Source organism: Corynebacterium meitnerae (assembly GCF_027570075.1).
Classification (GTDB): Bacteria; Actinomycetota; Actinomycetes; order Mycobacteriales; family Mycobacteriaceae; genus Corynebacterium; species Corynebacterium meitnerae.
In genome coordinates, this window is record NZ_JAKMUS010000001.1 from 39,461 (window position 1) to 52,045 (window position 12,585).

Below are 12,585 nucleotides of genomic sequence, written 5' to 3' on the forward strand. Positions count from 1 at the left end.
GCATAAGAAAGGTCCCCCAGTGGAAACCGTCATCAACACGCTCAACGACCTGATCTGGTCGAATTGGCTCGTTTATCTTTGTTTGGGTGCCGGAGTGTACTTCACTCTGGCCACGTTGTTCCTGCAGGTTCGGTGCCTGCCGGACATGATGAGGCAGGTATCTTCCCGTGAGGATTCCGCTGACGGTATTTCCCCGTTCCAGTCCCTCATGATCTCCCTTGCTGGCCGCGTGGGTGTTGGCAACATCGCCGGTGTGGCTACCGCTATTGCCTTTGGTGGCCCAGGCGCTGTGTTCTGGATGTGGATCGTGGCCTTCCTCGGGTCTGCCACGTCCTACATTGAGTGCTGCCTCGCTCAGATCTACAAGGAGAAGGACCAGGATACGGGTGAATACCGTGGTGGTCCTGCCTACTACATCGAGAAGGCCTACAAGCACACCAAGGCACGTCCGTTTGCGCTTGTCTACGCGATTCTCTTCGCCGTCATGATGATTCTGGCAACGTCGTACTTCCTCCCGGGCGTGCAGGCTAACGGTGTGGCATCGGCTGTGGAGAACGCGTGGACGATCCCAACGTGGGTGACCGCGCTCGTCATGGTTGCTCTGCTTGGCATCATCGTGATTGGTGGTGTGAAGCGCATTGCGTGGTTCGCTTCCATGGTCGTGCCATTCATGGCAGTGATCTACGTGATCGTGGCCATCGCCGTTCTCTTCGCCAACGCATCTGAGATTCCGGAAGTCTTCGGTCTGATCTTCCGCTCTGCCTTCGATAAGGAAGCAGCATTCTCTGGTCTCATCGGCTTCGCCATCATGTGGGGTGTGAAGCGCGGTATTTACTCCAACGAGGCAGGGCAGGGCACCGGCCCGCAGTCTGCTGCGGCTGCTGAGGTATCTCACCCGGCTAAGCAGGGTTTTGTCCAGTCCTTCGCTGTGTATGTAGACACGCTGCTTGTCTGCTCCGCTACCGCGTTCATCATCATCTCCACCGACATGTACCGCGTGTATGAGAACGGCACGGAAGACGGCCCAGTCCGTTTCAGTGGTGCCGTTGCTGACACGATTGCGGTGGGTCCTGGTTTCGTCCAGTCCGGTCTTGATTCCTTCACCCCGGGTCTCGGCGCCAGCTTCGTGGCTCTGGCCATCCTGTTCTTCGCCTTCACCACCATTGTGGCGTACTACTACATGGCAGAGGTCAACTTCACGTACTTGAACCGTTGGATCAAGAATGAGAAGACCCGCTCCGTGGTCATCTGGTTCTTGCGCGTCCTCATCCTTGTTTCCGTGTGGGTCGGCGCCACCACCACGCCGGGTAACGCATGGGCACTTGGTGATATCGGCGTCGGCGCCACCGCATGGCTGAACATCCTGGCCATTCTGGTCCTCCAGGTCCCGGCCCTCAAGTGCCTGTGGGATTACCGCCGCCAGAAGAAGGCTGGCCGCGACCCTCAGTTCGACCCCGAGGCCCTGGGCATCAAGAACGCCGACTTCTGGGTTGCACGCAAGGCCGAAATGGTGGAGGCCGGCACGTGGGAGACTGGCGAGCTTATCGACGAACCCCGCACCAACGACCCCATCCTCGACCGCTACCCACGCATTTAGTGGGATAACAGCCCTTGGGGCGTGCTGATTTCAGCGCGCGCGATACCGTGCGCTATTCTTTCCAGAGCACGCCCCAGTAGCCCAATTGGCAGAGGCAACGGATTCAAAACCCGTCCAGTGTGAGTTCGAGTCTCACCTGGGGCACCGTCTGAAGTCTTGAGACACCGCTTTGGGTAGTGTCTCGGGGCTTCTTTTATTTTTGTTGCCTGGGTTGGGGGTTGAGTTCGTTGTCTTTTTGGTGGTAGTAGATCTTGTCGGGGTCATTGTGTAGCGGGCTATGTGTTGCCCAGTGCTGGTGCACCGTACTCGGACTCAACCGCAGCTCCTTCTACAAATTGAAAGCAAACCATGCCCAACGCCATCGACGGCTGATCGGCGATGCGATCGGTCTTTGCCAACCACTTGGTCTGCCGGCGGGAAGCCCTCGCGTGGCGTGTTCGTTACAACACCAGCCGAAGACACTTCTGGTGCAATTACCTCACCCCTTCAGAGTGCGAAGCACACGTAGAGCACAAGCGCTAAAGTAAACCAAGTAAGTCCACCATCTCTGGGAATAGAGGTTTAAAACTATGGGCCAGTTAAAAAATTTACTAGCGAAATATAATGAATTGGATACTGACTCAAAATTTGCACGTATCTCTGATGATATTTGGGGGATTGGCTCATTAGAAGAAATCAAAAAAGAAGTCGATCCTGAAACTTTCACGTTTCATATAATTGTCAATCTGATTGGGGGCTGGAAGTCTGATGGCTGGGATTATATTTTTGCAGAAGGTTATGCCGTATTGCCGTATGTAGCAGGAGCATTGAACGAATTAGGATTGATGGAATTGAAAGATCAATTCGACAGTACTACTGCCTGGCTGAATGAATATTTTGGCAATGTAGGAGTTGATTTTCTCAATTTTGAGAACGGGATGGACGAAAAATCTCACTACGATGTAATAAACGTTTTGAGTAATCCCAGGTTTAAAGTTGAAGATGAAACCTTAAATAATATTAGTGCGGATGATAGAAAATCAGTAAGCAAAAAATATAAGACCGAAATAGGGAAATTGGAGGATATTTCGGAAAAGCTTTGGGGCTATGGGGCAGAAGAAGATGGTTGGAAAAGCGTTTTGGACTTTATTTCAAGCCATCAATAGCAAATCAAAGCGGCTCTTCACGATTTAGAGTGCGTTGATCTTCTAGTTGTCCGTAGTCGATCGGTACACGCCAGAGATTCTTGGAAGATCTTCCTCTTGCGTGACGTGGCTGTGCGCAGGAACCTAGGAACCCGTACGTGCAGCCTGGTGGGGAACCTCACGGCAGGAAGATCAATAAGCCGACGAATGATGTGATCGTGGAGCTTGCCTGGCTGTCCACTCTGTCCACAGTCCGGGCAAAACGCCGATAGCCGCTACTGGTGTGGTCTCTCCCTTTTTGTACCGGCCAGCCCCCTAGATGTTGTGCCACACCGCACCCTGCATGTATAGCAAGCGGTTAAAATGTCTAGTTCGAGTCTTACCTGGGGCACCGTGTGAAGTCTCGGGACACCGCTTTAGGTTGTGTCTTGGGACTTCTTTTGCTTCCTCTCCGCCCTTTTGGATCGCCAGCGTTCGAGCATTCGAGCGCGCTTGGCTTTACGGATGTCCGCTACCCAACGCGGAACAAAGGGCCACGGCAGAGGAATGCCGACCGCACCCGTGATTCCAACGACTCCGATGAGCATGGTCGCGATCAGTGGAATGGCCAGCACTGTTTCGGCAGTCTCGGGAAGGTTAGCCATGGCAACCAGGCCCACCATTCCGCCGCCACCAAAAATGAGTGAGCCGTAAGGAATCATGAACATCGCGCCATCGAGGCCATCAACATCTGACTTAGCGTCGTCGTACCATTCCTCCGACTTAGGGACCATTCGCACGGCCGTGATGTAGTAGTACCAGACAATAACCATGATGAGAACCAACCCGATAAAGAGGAATAGTTCCCAGATAGTCCCGTCCATAGAGGTCACCTTCCCGTCGATGGTTGTCGCGGTATGTAAAAAACGGTACCAGCGATCGAGGGATGAGGTATCGGCCAAAGGGGTGAGTGCTAGCGGCCGGTAGAGTAGGACAGCGTGACTTCCGCTGATAATTCCTCTGCTAAGAAACGTCTTCTGCTCATTGACGGCCACTCGATGGCGTTCAGGGCTTTTTATGCTTTGCCGGTGGAGAATTTCTCCACGTCGGGTGGGCAGCATACGAATGCGGTGTATGGCTTTTTGTCCATGTTCGCGAACATCCTCGCGGATGAGAAGCCGACGCACGTGGCGGTGGCCTTCGATATTGGGCGCAAGACCTTCCGTACGGAGCGCTTCCCGGAGTACAAGGCGCAGCGCGAATCGGCACCGGAGGAATTCAAGGGCCAGGTGCCCATCATTCAGGATGTGCTGGGGGATCTGGCTATCGTCACCCTGACCAAAGAGAACTACGAGGCCGATGACATCCTGGCCACCCTGACCACGCAGGCACAGGATGATTATGAGGTCATCATTGTCACGGGCGACCGTGATTACCTGCAGCTGGTGAACGACTCGGTGACGGTGCTGTACCCCACGCGTGGTGTGTCTACCCTGACGCGGTTTACGCCGGAGGAAGTGGAGAAGAAGTACGGGCTCACCCCGGCGCAGTACCCGGATTTCGCGGCGTTGCGCGGCGACCCGTCGGATAACCTGCCGAACATCCCAGGCGTGGGGGAGAAGACGGCGACGAAGTGGATCGTGCAGTACGGGGATCTGCAGAGCCTCATCGAGCATGCAGAAGAGATCAAGGGCAAGGTGGGCGATTCTTTCCGTGAGCGCATCGAACAGGTGCAGCTCAACCGTGAGCTCACCCAGATGGTGCGCGACCTTGAACTGCCTGTCGGGCCGGCTGAGTTGGAGCTTAAACCGGCAGACGTGAATGCGGTGGCAAACGCGTTTGATGATCTGGAGTTTGGTGTCAACCTCCGTGAGCGAGTGCTCGCCGCCGTCCCACATGATGGCGCGCTCATTGAGGAAGAGGACGTTGCCGACGAGGTTGCTGAACTCACCGTTGATCAAGCTCCATTAGATGAATGGCTCAAAGAGCGTGAAGGTCAAGGCTTGGCCCTCTACGTCGTGGGTACTGGAGTGCCGGCGGGTGGGGATGCGCAGGCGGTGGGAATCGTCGATAAGCAGCGTCAGGCTGTCACGCGCGAGCTGGGCGATCTGAGCCCTGCTGAGGACGCAGCGCTGAAGGCGTGGATTGAATCAGACGCGCCGAAGTACGTGCATTCGGCAAAGGCCACGTGGCACATGTTGCGCGGTCGCGGGATGACTCTGAGCGGCATTGCGCATGACACGGCGATCGCGGCGTACCTGTTGCGACCGGGGCAGCGCACATATGACCTGGCAGATGTGTATCAGCGTCACCTCCAGCGACAGCTCGCGCCCGTGAGTGAGCAGATGAGCTTGCTGGATGAGGACACGACGGTGGTGGATTCCGCCGCGGCGATTATGGAGCTGGCAGCGAAACTGACGACGGAGCTGCGCGACATCGATTCCTATGAGCTCTACGCGGACCTGGAGCTCCCGCTGGTGACCATCCTCGCGGAGATGGAAGAAAACGGCATCGCCGTCGATGTGGACGTGCTGCAGAACCAGCAGAAGGAATTTGCTGAAAAGGTTGCTGCTGCTGAGGAGAGGGCACGTCAGCTTGTCGACGAGCCCTCGTTGAACCTGTCGTCCCCCAAGCAGCTCTCCGTCGTGCTCTTTGACAAGCTTGATCTACCAAAGACGAAGAAGACGAAGACGGGCTATTCCACCGCGGCGAAGGAGATTGAGGCTCTCGCGGCGAAGAACCCGCACCCATTCCTGGATGAGCTACTCGCGCACCGCGAGTACCAGAAGATGAAGTCCACGCTTGAGGGCTTGATCAAGTCCGTGGGTGAGGACGGCCGGATTCACACCACCTTCAACCAGACTGTCACGTCGACGGGGCGTTTGAGTTCCACCGACCCGAACCTGCAGAACATTCCAGTGCGCACGGAAGCTGGCCGCCGGATTCGTTCCGCCTTCACGGTGGGTGAGGGATATGAGTGCCTGCTCACTGCGGACTACTCGCAGATTGAAATGCGCGTGATGGCGCACCTTTCCGAGGACCCGGGACTTATCGAGGCCTACAAGGAAGGGGAGGACCTGCATAACTTTGTCGGTTCGCGCGTGTTCGATGTGCCTATCGACGAAGTGACTCCCGAACTCCGCCGCCGCGTCAAGGCGATGAGCTACGGATTGGTCTATGGCCTGTCCGCTTACGGCCTGTCCAACCAGCTGGGTATTCCGGCGGGTGAAGCAAAGCAGATCATGGAGAACTACTTCCAGCGCTTCGGCGGTGTGAAACGCTACCTGGACAAGGTGGTGGAGCAGGCCCGCCGTGATGGGTACACCTCCACTATTTTCGGCCGCCGCCGGTACCTGCCGGAGCTGAACTCCGATAACCGTGTGGCGCGTGAAAACGCTGAGCGTGCGGCGCTGAATGCGCCGATTCAGGGTACGGCCGCGGACATCATCAAGGTCGCCATGATCCGCGTTGATCACGCGCTGTCCACCACGACGCTCGCCGGGAAGCCGCTGGCCTCACGCGTGCTGCTCCAGGTGCACGACGAACTCGTGGTTGAGGTCGCGCCCGGTGAGCTTGAACAGGTGCGCACGATCGTGGAAGAGGAGATGGACCGTGCGATCACCTTGAGCGTGCCGCTCGAGGTCTCTGCTGGCACGGGCAAGAACTGGGACGAGGCCGCGCACTAGGCAGTGCCAGTAGGCGGCATGAGTCGGGAGGGCTTAGTTCTCCTTTGACTCCGTCTCGGACTCGGTGTCGGATTCATAAGCTTCCATCTCTGATTCGAGGCCTTCCTTGAATTCCTCGAGGTCCAAGGCGGATTCCTCCGCGAGTTCCGCGAGCGTCATGTCCGCGAACTCGCTCTCCGGGTCCAAGTTCTCCTCGTCCGTGACAATGTCCACTGCGGCGGTGCGGACCTCGCTCTCCTTAGCCAAGTGATCGCGGTAATGGAAGTACTGGTACACCATCACGGCGATGACGAACAGGCCCAGGTAGCCAAGGATCGGATACAGGTTAGCCACCAGCGGCTTGAAACCGATGAAGGACAGGACGAAGCCGATGATGCAGGCTGCCACGTAGACCTTGTAGAAGTTCTCCGGCTTATCGCGGGTGAGGCGCTTGGCCAGCGCGTAAATCATGCCCAAGCAGGTGTTGAAGACCATGAGGAAGATCACCCACGTCATCACCTGACCCAGCATCGGGTTGATGTTGAACAGTACGGTCAACAGCGGCATGTCATCGCCGTTAACTGCCTGCGCCTCGATGAACAATGTCACCACGAGCAGGCCGAGCATCAGTGCGTACAGCGCGCCTGCGATGAGGCCACCAATGCGGACGGATTTGTTATCAAAGTTATCGCCACCAATGACGATGGCCATGGACACCGTGCATAGCGCGTTAAGGCCCGTGTGGTTGAGTGCGCCGAGCCACCACGTTGGTGCACCCGTAGCGCCATCAACATTCTGTGCTGTCCACTCGCTTTGCGCTGCGAAATCAATGTTCGCGTGGGTGAACGTCCAGATCGATGCGGTGAGCACGAAGATGATCAGCAGGGGAGTGACAAGCCCCAGGATGAAGGAAATCTTGTCCACATCCAAGAGTCCAACCAGCAGCATGATGACCAACATGGCCACGCCGCCGACATAGATCGGCCAACCGTAGGCCTGCTCCAAGTTGGAACCAGCGCCCGCGAACATGACAAAGCCAACGCTGAACATGCAGGCGATAGCGGACCAGTCCATGACCTTTGAGGACAAGCCATCAGATACCGCACCGAACACACGCGTGTGCTCCGTTGCCTGGAAGTAGGAACCGAAAGCAAGGAAGGCCACGGCGGCTAAAGCCATGACAACGCCTGCTAGAGCGATGCCCCACAAACCCATCTCGCCGTAGGAGACAAAGTATTGAAACGCTTCCATGCCGGAGGCAAAACCGGCGCCGACAACGACGCCAATGAACGCGAAACCGATTCCGATGCCGCGTTTTAACATAAAAACACCACCTACGCGCCCTGGTAATACCGTGGGGCGCTAGAAAAAATTTGTTTGACTAAACAAGTCTAGTGCCCCGGGTGGGGAATGATGGAACTGTCCGTCGGAGCGTCGATAGCAAATGCGTGTCCACGCGCGTGTCTAAAGTTTGATCAAGCTGGGCAAATGGACTAATCTCGTACGAGCGTATCTACGCTTTTGGTGAGGACACGGTCAATATAGGAGGGCCACCCGCTCCGAAGGCGAGATCGAAATCCCAGCTCATACATGGCTTTGTCGTGCGTGTGCCGGATTTTGAGAGATGCGCTCATGTCCATTTGCTATCTCCTATCCGTTTCGGAGCAACATAACTTATGCCCACTTCTAACACCCCGCAGGTTGCCATCAACGACATCGGCAGCGCTGAGGATTTTCTTGCCGCAGTAGACGCGACCATCAAGTACTTCAATGATGGCGACATTGTCACCGGCACCGTCGTCAAGGTCGATCACGACGAGGTTCTCCTCGACATCGGATACAAGACCGAAGGCGTCATCCCGACCCGCGAGCTCTCCATCAAGCACGACGTCGACCCGGATGAGGTCGTTCAGATCGGCGATGAGATTGACGCACTTGTCCTGACCAAGGAGGACAAGGAAGGTCGTCTGCTTCTGTCCAAGAAGCGTGCACAGTACGAGCGCGCATGGGGCACCATCGAGGAGCTCCAGGCCAACGACCAGCCGGTTACCGGTACCGTCATCGAGGTTGTCAAGGGTGGTCTCATCCTCGACATCGGCCTCCGTGGCTTCCTGCCGGCTTCCCTGGTTGAGATGCGCCGCGTCCGCGACCTGGATCCGTACATCGGCCAGGAGCTCGAGGCAAAGATCATCGAGCTGGACAAGCACCGCAACAACGTTGTTCTGTCCCGCCGTGCATACCTGGAGGAGACCCAGTCTGCGGTCCGCTCCGACTTCCTGCACCAGCTGGAGAAGGGGCAGGTCCGCAAGGGCGTTGTCTCCTCCATCGTCAACTTCGGTGCATTCGTTGATCTCGGCGGCGTTGACGGCCTGGTTCACGTGTCCGAGCTGTCCTGGAAGCACATCGACCACCCGTCCGAGGTTGTCACTGTTGGCGACGAGGTCACCGTCGAGGTTCTCGACGTGGATCTGGACCGCGAGCGCGTGTCCCTGTCCCTGAAGGCAACCCAGGAAGATCCGTGGCGCGTCTTCGCCCGCACCCACGCTGTGGGCCAGATCGTTCCGGGCAAGGTCACCAAGCTCGTCCCGTTCGGTGCGTTCGTTCGCGTCGAGGAGGGCATCGAGGGCCTCGTCCACATCTCCGAGCTGGCTCAGCGCCACGTTGAGGTGCCGGACCAGGTTGTTGGTGTTGGCCAGGAGGTCATGGTCAAGGTCATCGACATCGACCTGGACCGTCGTCGCATCTCCCTGTCCCTCAAGCAGGCAGATGAGGACTACTCGGAAGAGTTCGATCCGTCCCGCTACGGCATGGCCGATTCCTACGACGAGCAGGGCAACTACATCTTCCCGGAGGGCTTCGACCCGGAGACCAACGAGTGGATGGAAGGCTACGACGAGGCACGTCAGGAGTGGGAGGCCCGCTACGCCGAGGCTGCACGCCTGCACGAGGCTCACACCGCTCAGATCGAGCGCAACCGTGCTGCCGCAGCTGAGGCTGAGGCTAACGGTGAGGGCGCTACCCCGACCAACTACAGCTCCACCTCCGGCGATGCTGCAGCTCCGGCAGCACCGTCCGCTGGCGAGGCTGAGCAGGGTGGTTCCCTCGCTTCCGACGAGCAGCTCGCTGCTCTGCGCGAGAAGCTTGCTGGCAACTAGTGGCCAGTAGCTGAAGCTACTAACCACTAAGGGGGAGTCGAAAGGCCTCCAGAGAATCAGGTCCGCACCGAAAAGGTGCGGACCTTTTTCCATGCCATGAAGTCGACTACGGTGGCGGACATGAAAAAGATCGGTCTCACAGGCGGCATTGGTAGCGGGAAGTCAACCGTGGCGGCGATGCTCGCTGAAGCGGGTTTCAGGGTCGTCGACGCAGATAAGATTGCCCGGCAGATCATGGAACCTGGCTCGCCAGTCCTGGCCAAGGTAGCTGAGGAGTTCGGCCACGACGTGCTGAACCAGGATGGCACCTTGGATCGTGCGGAACTCGCGCGGCGGGCGTTCGGGGATAAGGAATCAACGCAACGCCTTAACGCGATCACTCATCCGGCGATCCGGGCGGAATCCAACCGCCAGTTCATCCAAGCGGAGACCGATGGTGCTCCTGTTGCGGTATACGACATGCCGTTGCTCATCGAACTTGGGTTGAACAAGGACATGGACCTGACGGTCGTGGTTGACGTGGATGCAGAGGAGCGCGTGAAGCGCCTCTTAACATCGCGGGGCCTCGACGAAGCCGATGCGCGTGCTCGTATTAAACAGCAGATTGATGATGGCGCGCGCAAGGCCGCCGCAGACTGGGTCATCGATAACAACGGGCCTGTAGAGAATCTCGCGCCCCAAGTAGAGCGTCTCATTGAGTCCGTTCAGGCCGGACCCAAGAAGTAACGACATCTAGGTGACGCACACACAACTAGTTGCTCATATGACCGTGAAAGTTCAGTGACGCGCTAGGGCAAAGACATGTCTGATTAACCTGTTGTCCTTAGTGTCACCTGCTATGGGTACATGGGATATCGGGCCGTTTGATAATGATCCGGCCTTGGACACCGTTGCAGCATTGGCGGACGGTTCATTCCGCATGGACCAATTCCGGTTTGAATGCGGGCGTGGTGCTTTGGGCGCGGATGAGGCGGAATCTGTCTTGGCGCTCGCTGCCGTGCTGAACGGGTTTGTTCCTTCTGAAGAAATGCGCGCAGCGTTGTCTTATCCATTTACTAGCGACGATCGGCGCTGGATCCGCAGACGAGCAGACCAGGCCGTCAACCCGGAGATCTCCGAGTTGTACGACCTGTGGCGGGATGCCGGCGAACTGGAAAGCTGGCTCGCCGAGACCCGCAAATTCTCAGGCAAGTTCGTGGGTTAAACCCGCAAGTATTTACTGCAGGAAGTCCCACAACATGTCGGATGCCTTTATCAAGTTCGCCTTAAACACTTCCGGCTTCTCAGCAGTATCCACGTTCCAGGAAACGCAGAACTCTGCGTCCTCCGGCAGGGGTGTGTAGGAAATGCCGAAGCCTTCCGGCAGAGTTGGTGCGAAGCAGTAACGCACGATCTGCTGGGCACCGCCGATAGACGTGGTGGACAGGAAATCACGGCGTGCAGCAACGACAGCCTCATCGTTGAAGAACGGGTCGCTGTCATCGATGGTTGCCATCATCTGAATGTGGCGGTCAAAACCATTGCCGGACTTGCAGCGCTTCACCCAGCCGCGGTGCGCATTAACAGCAGCGAGCAGATCCTCTTCGGTGGCCGTACCCGCGACGAGCTTCTCCGCGAAAGTGACCGCCTCCGGGGTAGCTGCGCGCAAGCATTCGGTACGGCCAGCTCGGAATTCGCGCATGTCCACTGCTTCGTACACGGCCCGCACGCGGCCGTACGTGAGCTGCTGTGCAATGTGCATGGTCAACTGTGCGGATGCATCACGACTGAATTTGAACGGCATCTCAGCTGGCTGGTTGAACGGGGCAGTGATGATCTCCGCAGCAAGCTTAGCTGCCTGGCCGTCATAGGCAGCCACGCGCTGCTTGATATCAGCCGCGGTTGCCTCGTCGAAGTTCCATGCGAGCTCCTCGGTAGCGAGCTCGGTGAGTTCACTGGATGTTTCACCCGGCAGTTCCACTGCTTGCAGGCGGTTCATGGCGGTGACCAACGTTGCACCGTCCATGCAGGAGTGTTCCACGTGAACAGCGATCCACTCATCCTTCAGGCTCACCTGGTAGCTCAGCGGCTTGTAGGTCCAAGCACCACGAGGTGTAAAAGTAGCCTCGCGGATGCGCTGGGTATCGGATGTATCCCCGTCGGAGAGAAGCTCAATGGTGAAGAGCATATCGCTCAGGCGGTTGTACACCGACTGGTTAACGCCCTGGTTCAGCATCTCCGGCAGGAGCTCGCCAAGTACGCCGGACCCGAGGAGGGATGGGGCGTTGAAGTCCATATCAGCGGGGTCTGCTGCCGCGGCCTGGATGTTTTCCAGCGCGGTCTTGATTGCATCTGCCGATGCGAGCTTGCCTTCGCCGTCGGTGATGCGGATGGCAAAAAGACGACCGTTGACAAAGACACCGATCTCACGGTTCGTTTCATCGCGCTCGCTTTGCCACATCACGTCCTCATCGGGCAGTGGGTGGCGCAGACCACCAGCAAAAACAAACCACTGATTCAGCGTGATGCGATTACCTCGAGCATCCACGTCCTCCGGAAGGTTCTTAGAGGCCGCCTGCAGGTGCACAGTCGCCGCACGCTGGATGAATTCAACCGCGCGCTCGAGACCAACGGGGGTGTTCTCCGCGGGAAGAGCAAGTTGGAAGCCAACGTTCGTGGTCAATGGCAGTGGCTCGCGGACTGTGAGGTAGCCGGAGTACCACTCGTCGTGAAGCCAGTTGGTGCCAGCAGCAGCGCGTTCTTCGGCGCGCTCACGCAGAGCCGCGTCGAGCTTCGGCCCAGCGCCGTGACGGAACTTTTCGACGATGTCGTTGGCGTGGCTCAGCGCATCGCCGTCAAGCACTGCAGACAATGCGTGCTTATATGCATCTAGCGTCTCATCGAGCGGCGGGACCTCGAGCACCTTGAGATCGAGGGTTGATGGGTGCGGAGCGATGGTGGTGTTTTCCGACACGAAGCAGGCCTCCTGTAGGTAGGTCTTTAACAAAGTGCATACACAACCCACTCTACCTACCAAATGAGTTGGCCAAGACCTGCATAAACATGATCTTCTCCGCCACCTTGGG

Annotated in this window: 9 protein-coding genes, 1 tRNA gene and 1 pseudogene; 7 read left to right on the forward strand and 4 right to left on the reverse strand. The window is 57.5% G+C overall.

All coding sequences use genetic code 11. The features are described from left to right. The first annotated feature begins 19 nt into the window (after window positions 1-19). The 3 genes from L8U60_RS00200 (at window position 20) to L8U60_RS00215 (ending at window position 2,742) form a co-directional block, all read left to right on the forward strand. Window positions 20-1,597: an alanine/glycine:cation symporter family protein gene (locus L8U60_RS00200; RefSeq protein WP_269964380.1), complete on the forward strand. Its 1,578-nt coding sequence runs from the start codon at window positions 20-22 to the stop codon at window positions 1,595-1,597. A gap of 70 nt (window positions 1,598-1,667) precedes the next feature. Further along, window positions 1,668-1,741 (forward strand) — tRNA-Leu (locus L8U60_RS00205). Window positions 1,742-2,166: 425 nt separating this feature from the next. Then, window positions 2,167-2,742 (forward strand): hypothetical protein, encoded by a 576-nt coding sequence (locus L8U60_RS00215; RefSeq protein ID WP_269964381.1) that lies wholly within the window; start codon window positions 2,167-2,169, stop codon window positions 2,740-2,742. Window positions 2,743-2,801: 59 nt separating this feature from the next. Here the strand turns inward: L8U60_RS00215 and L8U60_RS00220 are convergent. Beyond that, window positions 2,802-2,981 (reverse strand): annotated as a pseudogene (locus tag L8U60_RS00220) (transposase family protein); the annotation flags it as partial. A gap of 156 nt (window positions 2,982-3,137) precedes the next feature. Then, on the reverse strand, window positions 3,138-3,584 hold the full coding sequence (locus tag L8U60_RS00225; protein WP_269964382.1) for a hypothetical protein: 447 nt from the start codon (window positions 3,582-3,584) through the stop codon (window positions 3,138-3,140). Between the two features lie 174 nt (window positions 3,585-3,758). On the opposite strand from L8U60_RS00225, the gene polA reads away from it, so the two are divergent. After that, complete coding sequence (gene polA, locus L8U60_RS00230; RefSeq protein ID WP_420840133.1) at window positions 3,759-6,386, forward strand: DNA polymerase I; 2,628 nt, start codon at window positions 3,759-3,761, stop codon at window positions 6,384-6,386. Window positions 6,387-6,419: 33 nt separating this feature from the next. Here the strand turns inward: polA and L8U60_RS00235 are convergent, their stop codons facing one another. Next, window positions 6,420-7,688: a YkvI family membrane protein gene (locus L8U60_RS00235; protein ID WP_269964384.1), complete on the reverse strand. Its 1,269-nt coding sequence runs from the start codon at window positions 7,686-7,688 to the stop codon at window positions 6,420-6,422. Window positions 7,689-8,041: 353 nt separating this feature from the next. Between L8U60_RS00235 and rpsA the strand changes: the two genes are divergently transcribed. From rpsA to L8U60_RS00250, 3 genes are all read left to right on the forward strand, one after another. Further along, window positions 8,042-9,520: a 30S ribosomal protein S1 gene (gene rpsA / locus L8U60_RS00240; RefSeq protein WP_269964385.1), complete on the forward strand. Its 1,479-nt coding sequence runs from the start codon at window positions 8,042-8,044 to the stop codon at window positions 9,518-9,520. Window positions 9,521-9,640: 120 nt separating this feature from the next. Continuing rightward, a complete protein-coding gene (coaE, locus tag L8U60_RS00245; protein ID WP_269964386.1) occupies window positions 9,641-10,246 on the forward strand; it encodes a dephospho-CoA kinase in 606 nt (201 codons plus the stop codon). 112 nt (window positions 10,247-10,358) lie between these two features. After that, entirely contained in the window at window positions 10,359-10,724 is a 366-nt protein-coding gene (locus tag L8U60_RS00250; protein ID WP_269964387.1) for a DUF4259 domain-containing protein, read from the forward strand. Window positions 10,725-10,736: 12 nt separating this feature from the next. Here the strand turns inward: L8U60_RS00250 and L8U60_RS00255 are convergent, their stop codons facing one another. Continuing rightward, entirely contained in the window at window positions 10,737-12,473 is a 1,737-nt protein-coding gene (locus L8U60_RS00255) for a choline/carnitine O-acyltransferase (RefSeq protein WP_269964388.1), read from the reverse strand. Between the last annotated feature and the right edge of the window lie 112 nt (window positions 12,474-12,585).

Coding starts and splice junctions, on each gene's coding strand:
- L8U60_RS00215 (WP_269964381.1), top strand. CDS start 2,167: ATGGGCCAGTTAAAAAATTTACTAGCGAAATATAATGAATTGGATACT.
- L8U60_RS00225 (WP_269964382.1), bottom strand. CDS start 3,584: ATGGACGGGACTATCTGGGAACTATTCCTCTTTATCGGGTTGGTTCTC.
- polA (WP_420840133.1), top strand. CDS start 3,759: ATGGCGTTCAGGGCTTTTTATGCTTTGCCGGTGGAGAATTTCTCCACG.
- L8U60_RS00235 (WP_269964384.1), bottom strand. CDS start 7,688: ATGTTAAAACGCGGCATCGGAATCGGTTTCGCGTTCATTGGCGTCGTT.
- rpsA (WP_269964385.1), top strand. CDS start 8,042: ATGCCCACTTCTAACACCCCGCAGGTTGCCATCAACGACATCGGCAGC.
- coaE (WP_269964386.1), top strand. CDS start 9,641: ATGAAAAAGATCGGTCTCACAGGCGGCATTGGTAGCGGGAAGTCAACC.
- L8U60_RS00250 (WP_269964387.1), top strand. CDS start 10,359: ATGGGTACATGGGATATCGGGCCGTTTGATAATGATCCGGCCTTGGAC.